The 19,997-nt window shown below is 64.9% G+C and carries 20 protein-coding genes and 1 pseudogene; 10 read left to right on the top strand and 11 right to left on the bottom strand.

Features of this window, described 5'->3' with window-relative positions:
* Positions 1-88 precede the first annotated feature (88 nt).
* Positions 89-385: a hypothetical protein gene (locus DFR72_RS44600; protein ID WP_143087027.1), complete on the top strand. Its 297-nt coding sequence runs from the start codon at positions 89-91 to the stop codon at positions 383-385.
* A 594-nt stretch (positions 386-979) separates the two neighbouring features.
* Here the strand turns inward: DFR72_RS44600 and DFR72_RS44595 are convergent.
* The 5 genes from DFR72_RS44595 to DFR72_RS44575 all read right to left on the bottom strand — a co-directional run bounded on the left by DFR72_RS44595 (position 980) and on the right by DFR72_RS44575 (position 6,804).
* Positions 980-1,960: a riboflavin biosynthesis intermediates N-glycosidase gene (locus tag DFR72_RS44595; RefSeq protein WP_090074482.1), complete on the bottom strand. Its 981-nt coding sequence runs from the start codon at positions 1,958-1,960 to the stop codon at positions 980-982.
* Positions 1,961-2,119: 159 nt separating this feature from the next.
* Entirely contained in the window at positions 2,120-3,127 is a 1,008-nt protein-coding gene (locus tag DFR72_RS44590; protein WP_090074485.1) for a DUF4192 domain-containing protein, read from the bottom strand.
* A 502-nt stretch (positions 3,128-3,629) separates the two neighbouring features.
* A complete protein-coding gene (gene dprA / locus DFR72_RS44585) occupies positions 3,630-4,571 on the bottom strand; it encodes a DNA-processing protein DprA (protein WP_090074487.1) in 942 nt (313 codons plus the stop codon).
* Between the two features lie 127 nt (positions 4,572-4,698).
* On the bottom strand, positions 4,699-5,718 hold the full coding sequence (locus DFR72_RS44580; protein ID WP_090074489.1) for a hypothetical protein: 1,020 nt from the start codon (positions 5,716-5,718) through the stop codon (positions 4,699-4,701).
* Between the two features lie 432 nt (positions 5,719-6,150).
* Complete coding sequence (locus DFR72_RS44575; RefSeq protein ID WP_090074491.1) at positions 6,151-6,804, bottom strand: Crp/Fnr family transcriptional regulator; 654 nt, start codon at positions 6,802-6,804, stop codon at positions 6,151-6,153.
* An 827-nt stretch (positions 6,805-7,631) separates the two neighbouring features.
* Between DFR72_RS44575 and DFR72_RS47810 the strand changes: the two genes are divergently transcribed.
* From DFR72_RS47810 to DFR72_RS44550, 5 genes and pseudogenes are all read left to right on the top strand, one after another.
* Positions 7,632-8,051, top strand: coding sequence for a helix-turn-helix domain-containing protein (locus DFR72_RS47810; protein ID WP_342768735.1), 420 nt, complete (start codon positions 7,632-7,634; stop codon positions 8,049-8,051).
* Positions 8,052-8,096: 45 nt separating this feature from the next.
* Positions 8,097-8,960 carry a helix-turn-helix domain-containing protein gene (locus tag DFR72_RS48040; protein WP_090074493.1) on the top strand — a complete coding sequence of 288 codons (864 nt, stop codon included), beginning with the start codon at positions 8,097-8,099 and terminating at the stop codon, positions 8,958-8,960.
* Between the two features lie 201 nt (positions 8,961-9,161).
* Positions 9,162-9,551, top strand: coding sequence for a helix-turn-helix domain-containing protein (locus DFR72_RS44560; protein WP_090074495.1), 390 nt, complete (start codon positions 9,162-9,164; stop codon positions 9,549-9,551).
* A gap of 217 nt (positions 9,552-9,768) precedes the next feature.
* Positions 9,769-11,007: a tyrosine-type recombinase/integrase gene (locus tag DFR72_RS44555; protein WP_090074498.1), complete on the top strand. Its 1,239-nt coding sequence runs from the start codon at positions 9,769-9,771 to the stop codon at positions 11,005-11,007.
* 155 nt (positions 11,008-11,162) lie between these two features.
* Positions 11,163-11,480 (top strand): annotated as a pseudogene (locus tag DFR72_RS44550) (lysine 2,3-aminomutase); the annotation flags it as partial.
* 222 nt (positions 11,481-11,702) lie between these two features.
* On the opposite strand, the gene DFR72_RS44545 reads toward DFR72_RS44550, so the two are convergent.
* Positions 11,703-11,897, bottom strand: coding sequence for a hypothetical protein (locus tag DFR72_RS44545; RefSeq protein WP_090074522.1), 195 nt, complete (start codon positions 11,895-11,897; stop codon positions 11,703-11,705).
* A 19-nt stretch (positions 11,898-11,916) separates the two neighbouring features.
* Between DFR72_RS44545 and DFR72_RS44540 the strand changes: the two genes are divergently transcribed.
* Both DFR72_RS44540 and DFR72_RS44535 read left to right on the top strand, forming a co-directional pair.
* Positions 11,917-12,141, top strand: coding sequence for a hypothetical protein (locus DFR72_RS44540; RefSeq protein ID WP_090074502.1), 225 nt, complete (start codon positions 11,917-11,919; stop codon positions 12,139-12,141).
* Positions 12,142-12,615: 474 nt separating this feature from the next.
* Complete coding sequence (locus DFR72_RS44535; RefSeq protein WP_211335815.1) at positions 12,616-13,446, top strand: SGNH/GDSL hydrolase family protein; 831 nt, start codon at positions 12,616-12,618, stop codon at positions 13,444-13,446.
* A gap of 65 nt (positions 13,447-13,511) precedes the next feature.
* Here the strand turns inward: DFR72_RS44535 and DFR72_RS44530 are convergent, their stop codons facing one another.
* Positions 13,512-14,321 (bottom strand): SDR family NAD(P)-dependent oxidoreductase, encoded by an 810-nt coding sequence (locus tag DFR72_RS44530; protein ID WP_090074505.1) that lies wholly within the window; start codon positions 14,319-14,321, stop codon positions 13,512-13,514.
* A gap of 87 nt (positions 14,322-14,408) precedes the next feature.
* On the opposite strand from DFR72_RS44530, the gene DFR72_RS44525 reads away from it, so the two are divergent.
* Complete coding sequence (locus tag DFR72_RS44525; protein WP_090074507.1) at positions 14,409-14,846, top strand: MarR family winged helix-turn-helix transcriptional regulator; 438 nt, start codon at positions 14,409-14,411, stop codon at positions 14,844-14,846.
* 83 nt (positions 14,847-14,929) lie between these two features.
* Here DFR72_RS44525 and DFR72_RS44520 read toward each other — a convergent pair whose 3' ends face one another.
* The 4 genes from DFR72_RS44520 to DFR72_RS44505 all read right to left on the bottom strand — a co-directional run bounded on the left by DFR72_RS44520 (position 14,930) and on the right by DFR72_RS44505 (position 18,294).
* Positions 14,930-15,730: an NAD(P)H-dependent oxidoreductase gene (locus DFR72_RS44520; RefSeq protein ID WP_090074509.1), complete on the bottom strand. Its 801-nt coding sequence runs from the start codon at positions 15,728-15,730 to the stop codon at positions 14,930-14,932.
* A gap of 687 nt (positions 15,731-16,417) precedes the next feature.
* Entirely contained in the window at positions 16,418-16,912 is a 495-nt protein-coding gene (locus DFR72_RS44515) for a hypothetical protein (protein ID WP_090074512.1), read from the bottom strand.
* Positions 16,913-17,026: 114 nt separating this feature from the next.
* Positions 17,027-17,401 (bottom strand): hypothetical protein, encoded by a 375-nt coding sequence (locus DFR72_RS45220; RefSeq protein WP_143087028.1) that lies wholly within the window; start codon positions 17,399-17,401, stop codon positions 17,027-17,029.
* 371 nt (positions 17,402-17,772) lie between these two features.
* Positions 17,773-18,294 carry a hypothetical protein gene (locus tag DFR72_RS44505; protein WP_090074517.1) on the bottom strand — a complete coding sequence of 174 codons (522 nt, stop codon included), beginning with the start codon at positions 18,292-18,294 and terminating at the stop codon, positions 17,773-17,775.
* 630 nt (positions 18,295-18,924) lie between these two features.
* On the opposite strand from DFR72_RS44505, the gene DFR72_RS44500 reads away from it, so the two are divergent.
* On the top strand, positions 18,925-19,997 hold a 1,073-nt coding region (locus tag DFR72_RS44500), incomplete at its 3' end, for a transglycosylase domain-containing protein (protein WP_245984098.1).

Below are 19,997 nucleotides of genomic sequence, written 5' to 3'. Positions count from 1 at the left end.
TGCATTCGGCCTCTCTTCAGACCAAAACTGGGTTTTGCGTGTTAGAGTCTTGTTTAGATGGGTGCGGTCTACCCGCATACTTTGAGGCATGCCCGAATTCTTCTATGGCGTCTGCCAAGTCCTTGGCGTGATCTTCCTCGGCCTAGCACTCTTGCTGGTCATCGTCCTTCCCGGTTCACGGACGGCGGAGGACAAACAGATCACCATGCACGCCCTAGGCGAGCTGGTGAAGCAAGTGCTGGTTACGGTTCCACAGCTGGTCGGCAAGCTCGGAGTGTCCATCAGGGACGTGTTCAGGTCAGGTGCGCTTCCACCGGAACCTGCTCCGCAACTGCCGCCGGAACCGAAAAACAACGACCAACTTCCCAACCCGCCGGGACCCTAGTAACCGACGTACCGGTACCTAGCACGCACATTGCGAACGCCCGGTACCGAAGACTCGGAACCGTAGCGACTACGGGCGTAGCGGACACCGGCAAGGATCGAGTCAACCGGGTGGTACGTGTCTTCGTAGCCGGGCAGCTTGTATGCCGGAACGTCGGATCGATCGCCTGAATGAGCCCCTTCGACGGGGTCCCCCTCTGAGCGTTGATGTCCCCGCCGTTGTAAGCGCACGGGTCACCGGACGACTCGAATTTGACGATCAGCCGGACCGCCGCTTCCCGATCCACGATCGGGGCTTCGCCAGCGAACACCAGTGCGTCCGACGCCTGCTCGATCCACCGCCCGACCGTCTCCGGATGGGCCACTCCACACGCGGGCTTCTCGTCCTTCGCGGGTGGCACCGGCACCGGAGCGGGTGGCGGAGTCGGATCAGGAGGTGCGGCCGTCGTGGCCGTCGACGGCGACAGACTCGGCAAGCGCAGCTCCGCGGTCTCGACTGCCACGGACACCGGAGCCGGAGCAGTCGAAGGCGGAGCAGAGCACCCCAGCGGTGCACGCCCGGACCAGACTCGGCGCCCGCCCGGTTCTACGTCGGCTATCGGGGCATGATGATGCGGGTGTCTCGTACTCGAATGTCGATGCGGATGACAGGCGTGTTGTAGAGCGCGGACGTGACCGCGGCGTGGGTGCCACCGCCTCGGTGCTGCGGATCGACCACTGCAACGAGAGCGTTCGAGTCTCGGATCATCCAGTCGTTGCGGTCGAAGAGCAGGCTGGTGCGGTACACCGATCCGAGCACGGCGACACGGTCCGCGCGGTCGCGGACTCGTTGGTGATGCTGCTGCCATTGCGCGGGCCAGCGGTCGGGCTGCTGCGGAAAGGGTTGATAGAGCCACACGGCCAGGCCCGCGTCGGCGGCGGTGTCCGCCCACCACAGGTCCGATCCCCTGGCCCCGCCGGAGATCGCAATCCTCGTGCCGTGACCGTCACGAAGTTTCACGGTGACGCGCGCGAGTTCGGAGAGCGTCCATTCCAGACACTGTGACGGGATGTCGCGATGACCGGTCAGCGCCACCCTGGGCCAGTGGTCCTCGGCGGTCCCGGCGAGGCGGCTCCGCAGCTGCATGAGCGCCAGCCCCAGCATGTTACGACCCAGCTTGGTGCGGTGCCGCGGACACGAGCAGTCGCCCCAGAAGTCATCGTGCCAGTCGTTGCGTTCAATCAGGAGACGGTCACCGGTCGCCGTGAGCTTCGCATGCAGTCCCGGTTCAGCGAACTTCGCTGCGAGTACCTCCCCCATGACGTTGTGGCGGTAGCGCTCGTCCCACTGCGGCCGCAACGCGAGCCGGCGGCCGAGTTGCTTTGCCTTCAACGGACTCTCCTCGGCTGCGATCTGTGCACGCAGCGCCGGATCGAGTGTCTTACCCGCCGCGAACGCCGCTTCCGCAGTGGCGAACGTGTGCCCGTCCCAGGTGAGCGGTGACGGATGGAAGTTGGAGAGCCAGTTGAACTGGCTCTCGAAACCGTTGATGACACCGAGCTGCGTGTCATCCGTGGTCGTCAGGTCGATCGGCATTGCGATCCTCCTCGCCTCGGGTCCAGCGGAGTTGCCTTTGCGGCGAGCTGAGTGCGCCGAACGGGCTGGCTCGACGGCCCTGTGCGTCACCGTCGATGTGCCACCCGAACGCGCCTGCCCTGCAGCGAGGTGGCGCTCACGGCCGTTGATTGACCGCCGTCAGTGCCTGTTGTTGAGGATCTCCTGCATGGCGTCACGAGCGGCTTCGTCGGCCAGCCTGGTCAGTACCGCTGGTGGCATTCCTTGCGCGAGCGCGTGGCCGAGAAGTGTGGCCAGGCCGTGATCAGGGATGCATTTCTCGACTTCCTCCAGAGCGATCGAGGCAAAACCACCGTCGCCGCGTTGGTATGCAACGAACGCCAGCAGGAGAGCTGGCTCTGCGCGCCATGGGGTGGGGCACTCTCGTGTGAGCTCGCGCCACAGCGCTTCGGCGTCGCGATTGCTGGTGGGGTCGCCTCCGTAGGCCAGGCACGCGGTCAGAACTTCGGAGTCGGACAGGGCGAGGCCGAGTCGCACGATCTCGTCGTCAGTGAGAGCGGTCTTGCGGTCAGGCCATCCGGCGATTGTGTCCTTGATGTATTGGACGTCTGCCGCCCGCGACTTCACGCTGGCCGCTGCTGCTTCCCGCATGAGCGCGGAGCGGCGAGCTTGATCTTCTGCGGCTGGAGCGCGAACGGTCGCGGCCAGGTCGGCTCGGCTTGAATGGGTGACAAGGCCGTGAGCGACGGCTTCAGCCGCGATCACAGTGCTCGAGGGATCCGGCAGGGTTCCCCTGCGTTCGCTGTTGAGGTAGGAGTGCCACTCCTCGCTGGCCTGGCATGCCTGGATCCAAGCCGCGTCGGCGACGTCGATACCCACGGAGGTGAAGGCCTCCACGCACGCATCGATCAGGTCGCTGTGCGGCAGTGGTCCCGCCGGCTGAGCCTCGCGGGGGCAAACCACGAGGAACATCACTGCGGTCACCGTGTTCTCGATCGCGGTAGGCAAGAAAGCATCCGCTGCGGCGTGCAGGTCACTCATGCTCGACAGGTCGACGCGCATGACATACGCGAGATCGCGTTCGCGCAGCGCGACGACGACGAGCGAGTCTTCGGGCGTGAAGCCCAGGAGGTACGGCGTCGCCGAGATCAGGTCCTCGATGCCGTTCACATGGACTATGTCGGTCATTGATCGTGTTTCCTTTCAACGGTGCCGGTGGGCCGCGCTGCGGCCAGCTGGGCACTCGGCCATGCCGGGTATACGACGAGGCGCTGACGCTGACGCGTCAGAGAAGGTGTTTCTCGTGCGGGGCCGGAGCTTCCTCACGGAGCTCATGGCGGCTGGACGGATGCGTTGCTCCAGCTGAGAGCTGGATCGCAAGCGGCCGTCTCTGACGTGTGTGCCGCGGCGGATGCCTTTAGGCGTCAGGGTTAGGTCGCGCCTGTGGGGTGACTGCGGCAACTGGCACGTCTCAGCGCAACCGGGCTGTGTACTGTGTGAAGCTGGCCGGCCCCGAGGGCCGCGATACCCGCGGTCGATCGCGAGTTCAATGTGGATTCAAAGACCTGCGTGAGCTCGCTCTGAGCAATATGATCAGTTTCGCGCCTGGCGGGAAGGTTCCCTGATTCCAGGAACTTCGCTCGGTCAGGGTGGGGTCAGGTTGTCGGCCAACACCGTTAGGCGCGTCGCGTCAGGCGTGTCGCGCATCAGAGGCATCGAGTTGCGGCACTGACTCAAGAATTTCTGCGACGGAGCTGACCGGCGTAGCGATGCGGCGGCGCATCAGCTCGTGACAGCCCAACGACGTGACCGAGGTGATCGGCCCTGGTACCGCCATCAGCGAGCGTTCCAGGGCGACGGCGACCTTGGCCGTGTGCTTCGCACCGCTACGGCGCCCAGCTTCGACCACCACGGTTCCGGCACTCAGTGCTGCAATGATCCTGTTTCTGGCCAAGAAGCGATGCCGCGCGGGGACTTGTCCAGGCGGGTACTCGCTGACGATCATTCCCTCCCGCGCGATCCGGCTCAGCAAGCCCTGGTGACCGGCGGGATAAGCCACGTCGGCGCCGCACGCCAGAACCGCGAGCGTGACGCCCTGGGCCTGCATCGCCCCACGGTGAGCCGCGCCGTCAATGCCATACGCAGCACCAGAAATCACCGTCACGCCTTGTTCGGCCAGGCCGTACCCGAACTCGCTGGCCACGTGCTCGCCATACCCTGTGGCGGCGCGTGATCCGACCACGGCGACCGCGTTGCCAAGCACATCGGCCAACCGATAAGACCCGCAAACCCATAGTGCGAGCGGTCCACCACCATGCGCAACACCGGCTTCGGTTCCCGACAGCGCCATGAGCGGCCCTACGGGCCACTCCTCGTCCTCCGGGATCACCAATCGGCCGCCAGCGGCCATGAAGTTTTCCAGCTGCCGCCGCACCAGACCTTCTGGGTAGCTGCGGGTGTCTGACGTGATATCCGTCAAAGCGGCATCACCACTGCGCACACGGTTTGCTGCTTCCACAGGGCCGACCTCGTCAACCAGGGCGACCACCGCGACGCGGCCAGACTCCGTTGCATGCGACAGGTAGGCCCTTGCCAGGCGGACAGCGTCGGTGGGCTGACCACTCAAACTCATTGCAGACTCCCGGAAGGTAGGACGAGCAGGTTGTTTCTGACGGCGGCAGGGCGTTCGTACAGTCCGATCACGATCGCCACCATCACGCGCGTGCTCAGCGCTGGCGACAACGTCGATGTCAGCAAGCTCAACGGGATGGTTCGCCAAGGTCGATGACCGTATACAGGTAGGTCACACCGTCGCTGGCGTAGGCGTCACAGCCGATGAGCTCTTGAGGAGGTACGCCTGGGCAGTCCATATCGGCAACCCAGACCAGCGCAGCCGTGGGCGACAGGGCCTTGATGTTGACGTCCAACGGAATGTGCTCTGCGTAGCCGTAGAGGTAGCGACGCACGGTTAGAACCTCGGCCGCAGCGCTGCCGAGCGCGTAACCGCCTGCGCAGTCGTCCTCGAGCCAGTAACGGATCTCTGCGGCGAGCTCGGTCAGGCTCAGGTCCCGCAGTCCTTCGGTCTCCTTGTGGATGGTGCGGTGTACCAGGAAGACCCACCGGCGGCCACGATCGCAGCAGAAGTGACGCGCGGCCGCCTCGGAATCATCGGCGTCGACCTCGTCCTGCGTGAGGTGGACAGTGCACCGCACCACACATCGCCTGGCCGTGATGTCGACCTTCAAGTCGCACTGCAGCGCCAAGATCGGATTGTCCTTCTGCACCTCGTCCGACTGCGCTGCCCGATGGTTCGGTACCGCCAAGCTGGTGGGCAGGTCGACCACGAACGCATCAGCGTCCGACTCGTCGATTGCGTCCCCAGCTTCCGGACGCCACTGCATCAGTTCCGGTGAGGTGTGCCGCACGGCCTGGCTGAGCAGGTCCTCGGCTTCGGCGCACAGCTGGTCCCATTGCGCGGCTACACCGACGTTGGCCGGCTTCGAAGTGGCGGGCACCGACAGATGTGCAACGTCAGCAGTGTCATCAGGCGTAAAGACCCACAGCAGGGTTCCCAGAGAGCTGAGAACAGCGAGTATGCGGGCGCCTCGTTGCCGCACAGCCCAGTCGTCGACGCCGATGATGACGGCCGACGCGGTCGGAAAGTGCGTCAGAATTGGAATGGCCGCCGCTGCGACGCACAGCTGCGCGTGTCTGTGTCCAGCGTGCTCAGCGTCGCGGCGAGCCAGGTTGATCTGTGCCTGAAAAGGGTTGCGCGACACGACGGTTCTCCTTCGAGCGGGACAGGTTGGCTAGCCGCGGTGGTGAGTGCACGCCGTGCAGGTCGATGAGTGACCATCGCTTGCGGCGCGAGCGGCCGGTGGGAGGGGTCAGAAAGCGCGCGAGTCGCACAGAACCGCGCTCGTGAACTACCGGCGACGACGAAGCGTGCGGCGCAGCGGTGTGCGTGCGAGCACTGAGGTGACGCGCTGACGACGGGAACTGGCGGGTGTCCAGCATGGAACGTCCCGCGTGCGAGGAACGCGCGTCAGGTGGTCTCGGTTGGGGTGCCGTCAGGTTCACCGGGCTGGCGGTCCTACTTGCGCAAGGTCTCAGTTCTGCTGAGGTGCTTCTTCTCATGAGATGCTGGATGTCGGCTCAGCTGATCAAGCGGCCCGTATGGCGTCATTGGTGACTGCTCGGCCGCGCTTGGCCTAGCGGGCAATCCGAGCAAGTCGCGCGGGGTCGAGGATCAACGCGCTCTTGTAGTTGACTTGCAGCCAGCCGCGGTGGGCGAAGTGCGAAAGCACCTTGTTGACGGTTTCTCGGCTGGCACCGATGTATTGGGCGATTTCCTGCTGAGACAGCTCGTGATCGAGCTTGGTGCCCGACTTGTCCGGCTCGCCGAAACGCATCGCGAGCTCTAGCAACGTCTTGGCCACACGCCCAGGGACGTCCGCGAAGATCACGTCGCCGACCTTGGTGTTAGAGCGCCTGACGCGACGCGCGAGAACGCGCAACATGTGCACCGCTAGTTCGGGGTGAGCCTTGATCTGCTCTCGCAACGCCGCGCCATCCACACTGAGAAGGCTCACGTCGGTCACCGCAGTTGCAGTGGCGGCGCGCGGTCCTGGGTCGAGTACCGACAGCTCGCCGAACATGTCGGCCGGTCCGCAGATCGACAGCAAGTGCTCTCTGCCTTCCGCGGTGCAGCGGCCGATCTTCACCTTGCCTGAGTGGACGATGTAGAGCTGCTGTCCGGAGTCTCCCTGGGTGAAAATCTTTTGACCGCGCGAGAACCGGACCTGTTCGCCGGCAGACGCGGCGAGTTTCGCAAGAACAGGGTCGGTGGTGGGGACGATGCTCATCTTGATTCCTCTACAAGCGTGAATTGGAACTGAGCTGTCACGGTGGCCACGAGGCCGACGACAGCAGTGGAGGTAAGGCGACGGCTTGAATGCTCGAAGGCAGAGAGGCTGCTTCGGACTTCTGAGCGGGAGACAGGTGGCTGAAGGCCGTCCTGCGCAGGCAGGGTGCATCCGACGCGGCCACAGAAGCGCTTTATGCGACGGCTTCCTGCGCCCTTCCTCAACTGCGCCGACAACAACAGCAGGTGCACGAGGAGCCGACGTCCATGTTCGATGCCGCGCTGACGTTTGCGACGATCTCCGCGTGTCCGCATAACGCGAGGCTTGCCAGTCGCACGTTGTCGGCTGGCTCGCTGTTCGACCCTGGCTCGGTGACAACGACCCGATACCACTAGCGCGGTGCGGTGATCTCGTCACCATGGCCACGCATCGACCGGATGGGTTCAACTCCCCGCAGGGTGAGCGGCGAGCCCGCGGTGAGGGTCGCACGCCGGGTCCGGCGAGCGGCCAACGGAAACGAACCGGTGACAACACCGGCCATGCGCCCCTCGTTGACTCGCACGCGCTGCTGACGCTCCGTATTGCCAATTCGCACGCTGGGCCGTCGATGACGCCAACGACATGCGCTTGGCGAACCAGTTGGCGTAGTAGCAACAGGGTTTGGGCTGTCGAGGCGGTATGTCCTAGTACAGCGTGGATCGATTCCGGCACGGGCGGGTTGATTTCGGTTAACACTGAAGCAATCGTGAGAGCTGGCGCTTCGCCTACTAGATGATCAACAACGCCGGTCCCTCGACCCGTCCGTTCCACGGAGCGCAATTGACTCCGTGACGTGGCGGCGCTTGCGCCTGCAAGAGACCCACGGCTCAGGCCGTTACACGGATGAACTCGCACGCCGACGCGACGCACTTCGTCCAAACAACCGCTCCGTTTGCCCGAGCGGCCGGCGACCCTCAACTCCTAACCTCGGGCCTCAACAGAGACGAGATGGGAGTCAACAGGTGAACACAAGCCACAACCCACCTTCGATAAGCGGGAGTCAACCAGGAAACGGCACATCGGCGATTCGGCCACCGACGTACGCCGAGCCGCTATGGGACCCCAACGAGGTCGCGGCGTTCCTGAAAATACCCAAGAAGACACTTCAAAAGTGGCGCAGCGAGAACACAGGACCGCCCTGGCGGCGGTATGGCAAACACGTTCGATACGAACCTCATCTGGTCAGAGAGTGGCTGTCCAACCAGTAGCCAGCAAGCAACGAGATCCCATCTGCAATCAACGAATCGAGCAGAATGAGCATCAAGGTTGTCACTCTCGTCTGGGAGCACGCTCCCGCGGCAGGCAACGAGCTTCTGCTGCTTTTGGCGATCGCCGACCAGGCGAACGATCTCGGCACCGATGCCTGGCCTTCCGTCGACACCCTTGCCCGCAAGACCAGGCTGAACAAGCGAACAGTCCAGAGACTCCTTCAGCGCCTCAGTTCGGCAGGCCTTGTCGCTATCGAGCCTGGCGGCGGCCGACGCAGCAACCGCTACACCATTGACCTAAATCTCCTTGCCGACCCCTCGTCGAGGACCACAGACGACGAGGGCACGCCCCCGGCACTACGCCACCCCAGGCAATCCGTCACCTGTGGCACCCATGCCGCCCCAGCGGCGACCGCGCTTGACCACCGCAGCCACGACACAGCTGTGTCCCCCGACCCGTCCTGCACAGCCCTCTCCCCGTCCCCACCGTCACGCACTCACTCAGCCGATGCCGATGAGGCGGCCACGACCGAAACGGCAAGAGCAGCAATGGAAATCACTGCGAAAATCCACACCGTTGCGCCGATGTCACATCCGAACCAGCGAGCCATGGAACTCAAGGTGCTCGAGTCCCTAGCCGCTGGGCACGATCCCGACCAGATCCTTCGGATCCTGACAGAAAACCTTCACAGCGCTCGCTCTCCGATCGCGGTGATCCATTCGCGACTGCGGAGCCTCCCACTCAGTCCAATCCACGGTCGGACTTCCATTGCTCGTCCTGAATGGTGCGGAACTTGCGACGGCCCAGAACCTCACCGCAGGTGGATCCAACTCGACGACGGCCGCGTTCAGGCATGCCCACACTGCCACCCCAAGCACAACACGAACCCAGCGGCGACAAGCCGCTGACAGTCCACATGCAACTCAACCGACAAGGCGACGCCCAGCAAGGTCGAACCCTGCCGCCCCTCCCCGGTCGTGCAGCGCGGTGCCACCCACCACCAGACTACTCAAAACTGGTACATCTATGTACCATCGGTACGTAGATGTACCAGAGGTGGCCTCGCAAGGCCGCCCGCGAGGCATACCGCCAGAATGGGAGGAGCTCACATGCTCGATCACCAACGGGAGGGCCAGGTGCCACGACGCAGCGGCGACCAACCGCCCGCCGCCTACGTGATCGAAGGGACATTCCCTGACGTCAAGCTCCGCACCGACGCTCCCGTCAGCGCACACTTCGCTGTTGCGTTCGCCAAGGCACTGAAAGCTGCGGTGCAGGCGCACAACGGAAGCCTGCGGTCGATCGCCAAAGAGGCCGGCGTCACGCATCCGACCGTGACGAGGATCCTTGACGGGCAGACGTTGCCCGATCTGCGGTCGATATCCGGCCTGGAAGTCGCACTGCGCACGAGGCTCTATCCCACCGAGCTGTACCAACAGTTCTCGGAGACGCACTCAGGTTCGAACGAGCCCCCAGGTGAAGCCGAGCAGAGCCGCTGACCTGACCGCACTCAACCGTCAGGTATTCGTGCGCCACCAGCTTCATACACCACCGCATTTGGCCACGGCCTAATGCTCCGGGCGGCGTTGAGCGCACGTTAAACCGCCAGCAGGCCACGCTGGCGTTCTCCTTGGGCAAACAAGGCTATCGAGCGACCACTCCCCGTCGCCGAGCCGCGCGCCTATCACTCACGAAGCTCGACTTGCAGAAGGCATCATGGCGTACATCGACGACCGCTGGTGGCAAGAGAAGAAGGATCCGGTCACCAAAGAAGTAGTCCGGGATGCGAAGGGGCGTCCCGTGATGGAGAAGAGTTCACGCTACGGCAAGGGCGACCGCTACCGCGTGCGCTGGAAGCTTCCCGGAGGGAAGGAGGACAACAAGAGCTTCCCTGACAAGCAGCACAAAGAAGCCAAGGCCTTCAAGACCCAGATCGAAAACTCCCTGAGGACCAGGACATACGTCTCGCCCAAAGCCGGGGACATGAAGGTCCGCGAGTACGCGGAGAGCTACAAGAACGGCAGGTCACCCGACGAACGCAGCCGAGCCTCGCTCGACAGCCTGTTTGCCTGCCAGGTCTACCCGTTCATGGGCGACATGTCACTGAACGAGGTTGCGCTCGATGGAACCGTGATCAGGAACTGGCTGGCCTGGATGAACAACATCTCCGGGATCGCCGTGAACTACCAGTACCAGGTCTGGATCAACCTGTCCGCCATGCTGGACGCCGCGGTCGTGGACGAAAAGATTCACCGAAATCCGTGCAAGCTCGGAACGATCTCGGCGCCCAAACCGGTACAGAAACTGATCACGCCCTGGACCGACGAGAAGCTCCAAGGGATCCACGAATCCCTTCCGCCAGAACATCAGGTGGTGGTGCCGATCGGCGGCGGACTCGGACTCCGCCAGGGCGAGGCTCTCGCCTTCAACAGGGAGGACATCAACCGCAAGGACATGACCTATCACTGCAGGCTGCAGGTTACTTACATCAACGGGAAGCTGAAGTTCAAGCTTCCTAAAGGCCACAAGACCCGCATCGTTCCAATCTCACACGGAACGCTCTACCACATCGACTACCACTGCGACCTTTATCCTTCAGTGGAAGTCACACTTCCTTGGGGAGAGAACGACAGCAAGGAGACGGAGACAGCAAAGCTCATCCTGCCGTACCGTGGCGTGACCGCGTGGCGCGGCTCGATGTTTCTCAACCAGATCTGGAAGCCAACCTTTTCAATCGCCGGAATCCCCTACATCAAGGGCGACGACGGGATGCACGCCCTGAGACACCTGTACGCGTCGCACATGCTCGCCTCGAACGTCAGCATCAAGGAGTTGTCGGTGTTCCTCGGCCACTCAAGCGAGGGCTTCACGCTGAAGACCTACGCACACCTCATGCCGTCGAGCTATGGGCGAGCCCGGCTTGCCGCAGATACACTGTTCGCACCACCTGCTTGAGCACCGGTCTCAAAGCCTCCTCGCGGGTACGCGACCTCAAATTCACAATCTCGATCGCTCGTCCAGGGGCCCTACAGAGGCCCCATGATCATCATCTCGCGTCAAAGCACCACAAACAGCCAGGTCAAGCGGCACGCTCGGCATGGCGCTGAATCATGTGCGACATGATCCCCAACGCCGAGCACTGGCGGGTGTCGGTGTGGGAGGCGCAGGAGCTGCAGCACGCGATCATGGGCTATCTGCCTGGGTACGCGACCCCTCGCATCGTGTGCGACGTCCCGTACGTGGGCAAGCGGTGGGTGCACCAACTCGCCGAATATGACCGCGAGCTGGGCATTTCCTACTGGACCAAGAACTACCGCACGGGGATCGAGCTCGAGGATCCCGAGGCGCTGGACCGGCGTTACCCCTACTACGACCCGATCTCCACCCTCGGTGCGACTGGCCAGAAGTGGTGGGACGACCAGAGCTGACGAGTGACGATGGGGCCGTTTTCGGGACATCTTCCGGAGGCGGCCCCATTGGCACGTTTTGCCTGTTCATACCCCAACAGAATTCTATTGGGCCTCGAAGTCAAATGGCCCCACGATGGCCAAAAAGTCCACCGTGGACCACCTGTAAGTCCACAGTGGACAAGTAGACTGGCGTTGGTCTACCTCTGTGCCGTGAGAGGCCCCACCCATCAGCGGTGGTCGTCAGCCGTCGATCTTCTCGGCGGACAGCAGGATCTTCGTGTTGCAGTCGACGACCTCGCCAGCCGTCACGCTCTGCTTCGTGGTCTTCCAGTTGCGGTCGTTGACGAGCAGCCGGCCCTGGCCGCTCGCGTCCTCTTCGGTCAGGAGGAACAGACCAGCCTTCTGCATGGTGTCCTGCGCCGTCTGATGGATCATGCCGACAACGTTGGGCACCGTGCAGGTCTTCGCGGCTGGCGCAGGCGCGGCCGAGGTCGCCGCAGGTGCCGTCTGGATCGGCGCGGCAGTGGTCGGCGCGGGGGTGCCCGCGGCGGTGGTGGCGGGCGGCGTGCTCGAGCACGCGGCGGTCAGCAACAGCAAAGTGGCGGCTACGGCAATGCGCATGCCCGGCCTGTCGCGATACGTCCTGACATGCGTTACACGCGTCACCCGATTCGGGTAGCGCAGAAGCGGCTCGAGAGCGAGTCGAGCGCCGACGCCACCAACGCACAGGCACGCGCTTGCCACCGAGGAGGTCCGTTTCCACGCATGCGCGGAGTCCGCTGGCTACCGGCTCGACGACCGCAACGCAGGACCCCAGCACGCGTCAGGTTGTTCGACACCAACGGTTGCGGCTGATCGGCGCGGCGATGTTCTCCTAGGACGAGAACGTCATCTGTCCATTCAGGAGCATCATGACCAGGTACGTGATCATCGGAGGTGGCGCGGTCGGCGCCACGGTCGCACGCCGGTTCACCGAAGAGGACGGCGAGTGCCCTGCGACGGCCTAACGAAGTCGTCGCGTTGTTGCGGCGTCGGTTCAGCGCCTCCTACCCCGGCTGGGCGCGAGGCGGGGGCCACCTGGCCGATGCGAATCGCGCTACGACCGCCCGATCCTGAGAACATGATTTTCTGAACCTACGAGCTAAGGACAGCGGTGACGGGCACCTACCTGCGTTACGTGGCACTCGGGGACAGCCAGACCGAGGGCATGAACGACGGCGACGAAGTCCGCGGGTATCGGGGCTGGGCGGACCGCCTCGCCGAACGACTCATGGCGGTGCAACCGCAGCTGCAGTACGCGAACCTCGCGGTCAGGGGACGAGTTGCGGGTGAGGTCCGCATGGAGCAACTGCCCACCGCACTGAGCCTGCGCCCTGACCTCGTCACCGTGCTGGCGGGGTTGAACGACCTGCTGCGCCCCCGGTTCGACGCCATCTCCGCGGCCGGACATCTGGAGAGCATGTTCGAGGCGCTGACCGGTGCCGGTGCGCGCGTCGTCGCCTTCACGCTGCCCGACCCAGCGCTTCTGGTGCCTGCCGCACGCGGGCTCACCAGGCGAGCACACGACTTCAACGCCCGCGTGCGGGAGGCCGCCCGCCGACACGGTGTCACCCTGGTGGACCTTTCGGTGTACCCGATATGCACAGACCAGCGGTTGTGGAGCGCGGACCGGCTGCACCTCAACACGCTCGGCCACACCCGCCTCGCCGCGGCCGTCGCTCACGCGCTGGACCTGCCGGACAGCTACGATCTTTTGACCAATTCCCTTGATCCGCAACGGAAGCCCTCGCCATGGCGGCGTGCTGGAGTCGAACTGCGCTGGGCCGTGAGCTTCGCCGGCCCGTGGCTCCTGCGGCGTGCCCTCGGCAAGTCATCCGGAGACGGACGCACCGCGAAACGCCCCACCCTCGCCCCTGCGCGTCGCTGGCCAGAGCCCGACCCGCGACCTGGTGCCCAGCGAAGTTGCGAAAGGTCTGACACGTAACCAGATGATCGCAATCCTTCTGTCCTTTGCAGACACTGCAAAACGGGTTTGAGGCGCGCAGATGATCAGGGCAGGTCGGTGACCACGTCGAGACCGAGCTTGCGGTTGAGAGCGGCCACGGCAGTGGTGACCGTCCGGCGCGGCAACACCCGCGCGACGAGGGTGGACAACCGGTTCACCCCGCGGCCGGGGTAGGAGGCGGTGCGACCGCGCGCGAAGTCGTCGAGAGTGCGGGCGGCGACCGACTCCGGTGAATCAGTCGCACGAGGATCCATCGTCGCCGTGGTGCCGTCGAAGAAGCCCGTGTCGGTCGCTCCCGGATGTGCTGCCATGACGCGGACGCCGGAGCCGCGCAGCTCCTCGGCGACGGCTTCGGTGAACGACAGGACGAACGCCTTCGTCGCGGCATAGCTGGCCTGGTAGGGCATCGGCTGGAACGCCGCCGTCGAGCCCACGTTGATGATGCCGCCCGCTCCCCTGGCCGCCATCTCGCGACCGAACACGTAGGTGAGCTCCATCAGCGCGCCGACGTTGAGCGCGACCGAGCGGGCGCTCTGCTCGTAGGGACGGTCGAAGAACCGGCCGGCCGAGCCCGAACCGGCGTTGTTCACCAGCAGGTCGACCCGGACACCGAGGGCGGCCACAGCCTTGGCGACCGACTCGGGACCGGCCGGGTCCACCAGATCGACGCCGACGACCTCCGCCGTCACCCCGTGGGTGGCCCTCACCTGCGCCGCGACGTCCTCCAGCGCGGCCGTGGTGCGCGCCACGAGCACGAGGTTGGCACCCCTCCTCGCCAGTTCCAGCGCATACGCACGCCCCAGCCCCTTCGACGCACCGGTGACCAGCGCGGTGACACCGTTGAACGAGTACATGACCCACCCCAATTGTTCGAGTCTCGAAGTATCTTCGAGCGGAGCTTAACAAGTTCGAGACTCGAAGCAAGTTGCTAGACTGCCTCCATGGACGAGCAAGGGGCGGTCGCGGCCATCCGCGCCATCCACGAGGTGTTCATGCTCACCGAGGCGGGCGCGACCGGCCCGCTGGCGGAACTGGGTCTGACGCCCGCGACCGCTCAAGCGCTCTGGGCGCTGGAGCCGGACGAGGAGCCACCGTCGATGAAGACCGTGGCGAACCGCCTGCACTGCAACGCGCCGAACCTCTCGTTCGTCGCGGACCAGCTCGCCACACGTGGTCTCGTCCAACGGGTCCCCGACCCGCGAGACCGGCGTTCCCGCGCGCTCGTCCTCACCGAGAAGGGCCGGCAGGTGCGTGCACAGGTCATGCGGACGACGGTGGAGTCCAGTCCTCTGTCCGCGCTGGACCCCGGCGACGTGGCCACCCTGCTGTCCGTTCTGGACAAGATCGTCCCCGCTTCGGGCCGAGTGCAGGACAGCTGAGACCCAGGACAGCTTCTGCACACCATGTCGTTGCACTCGTGCATGACGGGTACTGGCAGTGCTGGCACATGAGGTTGCCGGGATCAGTCGCGATCAGCCAGATGGATTCCCAGATCGGTGCGGCCGGACGCGAGGTCCTCCCGCAGTGCGCGCGTGTTCGCGTAGTCACCGTCGCGCAGTCGCCGGAACTGTCGCGCGTGTTCGTCATCGACGCCGCCGATCCTGGTCACCAGACGCTCGACCTGGTGTTCGACCTCTTCAGGACCGAGCGAATCGGCGTCGTGGACGACGTGCAGGTCCAGTGCCCCGATCCCGACGTACCAGAGCACGCCGTGGGTGATCGGGAAGAGCAGGGAATCGAGGTCACCGCTGATGCCGCGCGGGCCGATGGAGCGCTCGTCCTCGCCCGCGGTGACCACGATCAGCGCCTTGCGCCCGACCAGCCCGCCATCGCCGTACCGGCGCGGCACGCCGAGTTCGGGGTCGAGATCGCCGTAGGCGAACCCGCTGGTGAGCACCCGGTCGAACCACCCCTTGAGGATCGCCGGCGGCCCGTACCACCACAGCGGGAACTGCAGGACGAGCAGTTCGGCCGCCGCGAGCTTGGCCTGCTCCTCGCGCACGTCGGCAGGCAGTTGCCCGCTGGCGTAGGCCTCCCCCGCCAGCTCGGCGATGTTGCCCGGACGATCCGACAGGTCCCCCAGGTCGCGCCGGGACAGCACGGGGTCGAAGCCCTGGGCGTAGAGATCCGACACCGTCACCTCATACCGCTGCGACAAGGCCTTGGCCCCGGCTTGCAGGAGACGGTCGTTCAGCGATTCACGGCGCGGGTGCGCGTACACCCACAGAGCGTTCCCCGGCTTCGGCGGATGAGCAATGGTCATACTTCACCTCGGTCTGCTGGTGACCTCGTGGTCATGCTTGCATTGAAGCCAGGAACGACGGGACGAGAAATAGGCGAACGTCCGACGTTCATGCGTGCGCATCCACGTCACGTGACCAGCGAACCGCGACACGGCCGCAGCGGAGATGATCAGTCGAAGGGCAGCTGAACGAGCGGCGAAGCCAGCCTGGATGACGTGGAGACCTTCGGCGCATGCAGAAGCCACACCAGATGGTCATTACTGGACCCACACCGACTTCAACGCTCCTTGGCCACGACCGTGCCACCGACCTCGCCCTGCCAGTCGGTCAACGGCCAGTGGGCACCGCTGGCCCCTTCGCGGTGACCCTGTTCGGGCTGATGCTGGACAGCATCATCGTCATCGGTGGTGCCGGTGGCGTAGGCGGTGCTGGTGGGTCGGGAACTCCGGCACCCTCACCGGTGGACCGGCGTCGACGCCATCACCGCGACCGGCGACAAGGGCGGTGACGGTGCCGGCGGAGGCAGGGCGGAGTTGTTCCCGGGCCTAGGCCCTGTCCTGCAAGTCCGTCCGCGATAGTCGCGGCCGAGGGCCCCGGAGGCGGCACCGCCGCAAAGCCCGAATACGCCCGGTATGAGGGCATTGCGGCGGCACCGCCTCCGGGTCTCTCGACCGTGACTCTCATCGAACGGACTTACGGGACACGCCCTAGCGGACGGCCTGGAACTGGGCGGTCCAGGTGGTGTGGTAGGTCATGGCCTGGCAGCGGATGTCGGTGTCGTCCTTGAGCTTCACGGCGTCGGTGAGCTTGTACGGGAAGTTCGCCTCACTCACGGCCAATGTCGGCAGCAGGGGGTCCGCGCCGGCGGCCGACAGTTCGATCTGGCCGTGGCAGTAGGCCGTGTCGACGGGGTTGGTGACGCTGTCGATCACGACCTCGCCGGGGGTCACGCTCATCAGCTTGATCTTCACGTTGGCGTTCGGATTGGACAGGGTCAGGGTGACGTAGGCCTTTTCGCCGGGTAGCAACGTGCCGGTCTGCGCGCCGGTCACGGTGGCGGGAGCCATCGCCTCAGCCGAACCTGACACGCCGTCCGCGGTGCTCTCCTGGACGAACGAGGCAACGGCCGAACCGCTGACGCCCAGGATCGTGGCGACGGAAGCGATGACGATCACGGACTTGGCTTTCTTGCTGACTTGCATGGCGATTCTCCTCGTGTGGGACAGAAACCCGGCGACCGGAAGGCAGTCGGGTGACGGAAAGCCACGCCGGTCGCGAACGTGGGCGGGGCGGTGACGCGCGAACGCCCTCCGCGGTCAGGGAGTCGCGGGTTCCGGCTCACTGGAACCGGATGGCGCCCCAACGGGCGTGGTACCGGCCGATGTGGACGGTGTCGTGCCGAACGTGGACGGCGCGGTCGTGACGATCGGCTGGCCCGAAGCTGGATCGGGTGGTGCCGCCGGAACCGGCGCGGTGGTGCCGGTCGTCGGTGCGGCGGCGTTGGACTGGGTGGGCGCGGCTGTCCACGTGCCCATGGCACCCTCGATCGACACGGTCACCGTCGAGGTCAGACTCAGCCCGGCGGACGCCGCCACGCCGATCACTGATCCCGCGGATCCCAGCTCGGCGGCAGCGATCAGGACGATGATCGCGCCACGTCGGACGGTGCGGCGGCGAGCAGAGCCCTTCACAGCCTGAATCCCGCAGGCTTCGGCCTCTCGAGGAGAGTCTCAACACTGCACTGACTCGATCTACCCTTCATGATCTACTCTTCCTGTGCACATTTTTCAGACGGATCATGTTGCCGCCCGTCGAAATAGATGAAACTCGCACCCCGCATCGTTCAACAGGTGCATCGCATGTCTCGCTGCCGTGAACGTCGGACACACAGCTCGCCTTGTTACACATTATTGATTCACGTATTCAAACGTTACAAATATTCGAAGATCGCGGCGGAATCACACCAGACCACTTCTTCGGAGAAAGCAGGAGGAAAGAACCGCAAAAGTAGCCTAAACACAAAGATCGGCACCTGCCGAGCCAGCTCCCGCCCACCGCACGATCAGGCCGGCGCCGCCACTTCGCGCACTGAGGCCGTGTGCGCCAGGACTACCTCAGCCTTCTCCGGAGCGAGAAAGCGAAGTCCCATGAAGTTATCGCCGGCGTTGAAGCCCGGTAGCGCCCAGATCTCCTCGTAAGGCATCTCCGCAAGCCAGAAGCGGCGGAGGCTGTAGACGTTGCTCCACAAGCATTTCGCTGGGTCGGGGTGCCACAGGCTCCGCGCGAACGCCGGGGCACGAAACCCGTGGCCGACCTCTCCGATGGCCAGCACGTGCTTCTGGCCGGTGAGCAGCACCACATCGCCGGTGGCCAGACTGTCCATCCGCTTGTCATGCCGAGCCGTGGCGCCCCAGAACCGGGCGCGACCGCTCTGGTGCACGGTGTTCAACCGAGCAAGATCGACCGGGTCCAGCAGTTCGGCGAAGCCGGCGGACCGGAACAGCACCGTCTTGGCGAGTGTTTCCGACCAGTGCCTGCGCGCCTCCGGAGTTCCGTAGGAGGGCTGGATGAACACCTGGACCACGGATCACAAGATACATCGCTGGATTGGCTGTGGTTCTCGTTCCCTCCCGGAGCGGACACCGCACCGAGGCTGAACCTCGGCTCAGCGCGAACAGTCGATGGTTCACCTCGAATGAGGTTGGGTTCCGGCATCGCGCCTTGGTGTGGCTGGCCGGAACCCGGCGGCAAGGGGCCGGTCGCGCCGTGCCCCACGGCGCTCCGCACCCGGTCCGTCGGGCTGGACATTCCGTGTCCACGCCCGCAGGACGAGAGAGATGCGGAATTGGTGCACGCCCAGTTCCGCGAGCTCGTCCGTGAATCTGTTGTCGAGACAGACAAGCTTTGGCAACCGTTCGCCGACGCGCATTGCACAGCCGCCCGCACGTGGGACGCCGGCCTCGAACGAGCTCCGATCGACGACGGACAGCACGTACCCATCAGCAGCACCCGAGCCGGGAACGTCAGGCGCGCCGGCTGTTGCCTGCACGTCCGAGAATTCAGACTCGAGTCTGGTGACACGAGAGAGTGAGAAAGCCTCCACTCAGCACCCTGGGTAACGAATCCCCGGCCTCGGTTTCATTCGATGCGGTCGCCTGAAAGCAGATTCGGCGGGTAACCGGCGGAAGCCGCGTTGACCGAGGGGAGCCCGTCTGTGGATCGCAAGAGGATCGTGCCCTGTGTCGGCAAACTGGCCGGGCTTTGCCTGCTCGCCGGTGTGCTGCTCGCCGGGTTGCTCTTTCCGGCCACGGCGACAATGGGAGCGTTGTCCAACAAGCTCAGCGATCAGGTGGACTCCACTCTGGCGATGATGCTGAACACGGAACCGCCGTTGATGACGACGGTGACGGACAAGGACGGGACACCGATCGCGTACCTGTACGACCAGTACCGGGTGCGGACTCCGCCGGACAAGATCTCCCCGCACATGAAGGACGCGTTGCTCGCGATCGAGGACCGCCGCTTCTACGACCACCACGGCGTCGACGGTCTGGCCACGCTGCGCGCCGCGGCCCGCAACAACGCGAGCGGGTCGGTGGAGCAGGGAGCGTCGACCCTGACCCAGCAGTACGTCAAGAACTACCTGGTGCACGTGCTGGCGCGTACCGACAAGGACGCGCAACACGCCGCTCAGGAGCAGAGCCTCACCCGCAAGCTCCGGGAGGCGCGCATCGCGGTGGGGCTCGAGACGGCGCTGAGCAAGGACGAGATCCTCGGGCGGTACCTCGACCTCGTGCCGTTCGGTTCGACGATCTTCGGTGTCGCCGCCGCCGCTCAGGCCTACTTCGGCACCACACCGGACAAGCTGACCGTTCCTCAGGCCGCGATGCTCGCGGGCATGGTGAACAGCCCGACCGCGCTGGATCCGGAGGCACGGCCGGACAAGGCGTTGCAGCGCAGGAACCTCGTGATCGACGCGATGGTCGCCGGCGAGAAGTTGACCAGGGACGTGGCGGATCGCCACAAGGCCACTCCGCTCGGGCTGCACGAGCCCGTTCGCCCGCTGCGGACAGGTTGTGTCGGGGCGGGGCCGTCGTACGGGTTCTTCTGCTCGTTCCTGGTGGAGTACCTGACCGAGTCCGGGTTCAACCTGGAGGAGCTGAAGATCGGCGGGTACCGGCTGGAGACCACGTTGGACCCGAAGATCACCGAGCACGCGAAGAAGGCGGTCGAGGCGCAGGCGCCGAAGAACACCCCTGGCGTGGCGAACACCATGGCCGTCGTGCG

Origin of the sequence: Lentzea flaviverrucosa, from assembly GCF_003350445.1 — a bacterium.
Taxonomy (GTDB): domain Bacteria; phylum Actinomycetota; class Actinomycetes; order Mycobacteriales; family Pseudonocardiaceae; genus Lentzea; species Lentzea californiensis.
The sequence above is the reverse complement of the archived record's forward strand: the minus strand, read 5'-3'. Positions and strand labels throughout refer to the sequence as shown.

Bases quoted from the DNA above. Each gene is read 5' to 3' on its own strand.
- DFR72_RS44560 (WP_090074495.1), top strand. From the start codon at position 9,162: ATGCTCGATCACCAACGGGAGGGCCAGGTGCCACGACGCAGCGGCGAC.
- DFR72_RS44555 (WP_090074498.1), top strand. From the start codon at position 9,769: ATGGCGTACATCGACGACCGCTGGTGGCAAGAGAAGAAGGATCCGGTC.
- DFR72_RS44590 (WP_090074485.1), bottom strand. From the start codon at position 3,127: ATGACCGACATAGTCCATGTGAACGGCATCGAGGACCTGATCTCGGCG.
- DFR72_RS44515 (WP_090074512.1), bottom strand. From the start codon at position 16,912: ATGCAAGTCAGCAAGAAAGCCAAGTCCGTGATCGTCATCGCTTCCGTC.
- DFR72_RS48040 (WP_090074493.1), top strand. From the start codon at position 8,097: ATGAGCATCAAGGTTGTCACTCTCGTCTGGGAGCACGCTCCCGCGGCA.
- DFR72_RS44530 (WP_090074505.1), bottom strand. From the start codon at position 14,321: ATGTACTCGTTCAACGGTGTCACCGCGCTGGTCACCGGTGCGTCGAAG.
- DFR72_RS44545 (WP_090074522.1), bottom strand. From the start codon at position 11,897: ATGATCCATCAGACGGCGCAGGACACCATGCAGAAGGCTGGTCTGTTC.
- dprA (WP_090074487.1), bottom strand. From the start codon at position 4,571: ATGAGTTTGAGTGGTCAGCCCACCGACGCTGTCCGCCTGGCAAGGGCC.
- DFR72_RS44525 (WP_090074507.1), top strand. From the start codon at position 14,409: ATGGACGAGCAAGGGGCGGTCGCGGCCATCCGCGCCATCCACGAGGTG.
- DFR72_RS44575 (WP_090074491.1), bottom strand. From the start codon at position 6,804: ATGAGCATCGTCCCCACCACCGACCCTGTTCTTGCGAAACTCGCCGCG.
- DFR72_RS44600 (WP_143087027.1), top strand. From the start codon at position 89: ATGCCCGAATTCTTCTATGGCGTCTGCCAAGTCCTTGGCGTGATCTTC.
- DFR72_RS44595 (WP_090074482.1), bottom strand. From the start codon at position 1,960: ATGCCGATCGACCTGACGACCACGGATGACACGCAGCTCGGTGTCATC.
- DFR72_RS44520 (WP_090074509.1), bottom strand. From the start codon at position 15,730: ATGACCATTGCTCATCCGCCGAAGCCGGGGAACGCTCTGTGGGTGTAC.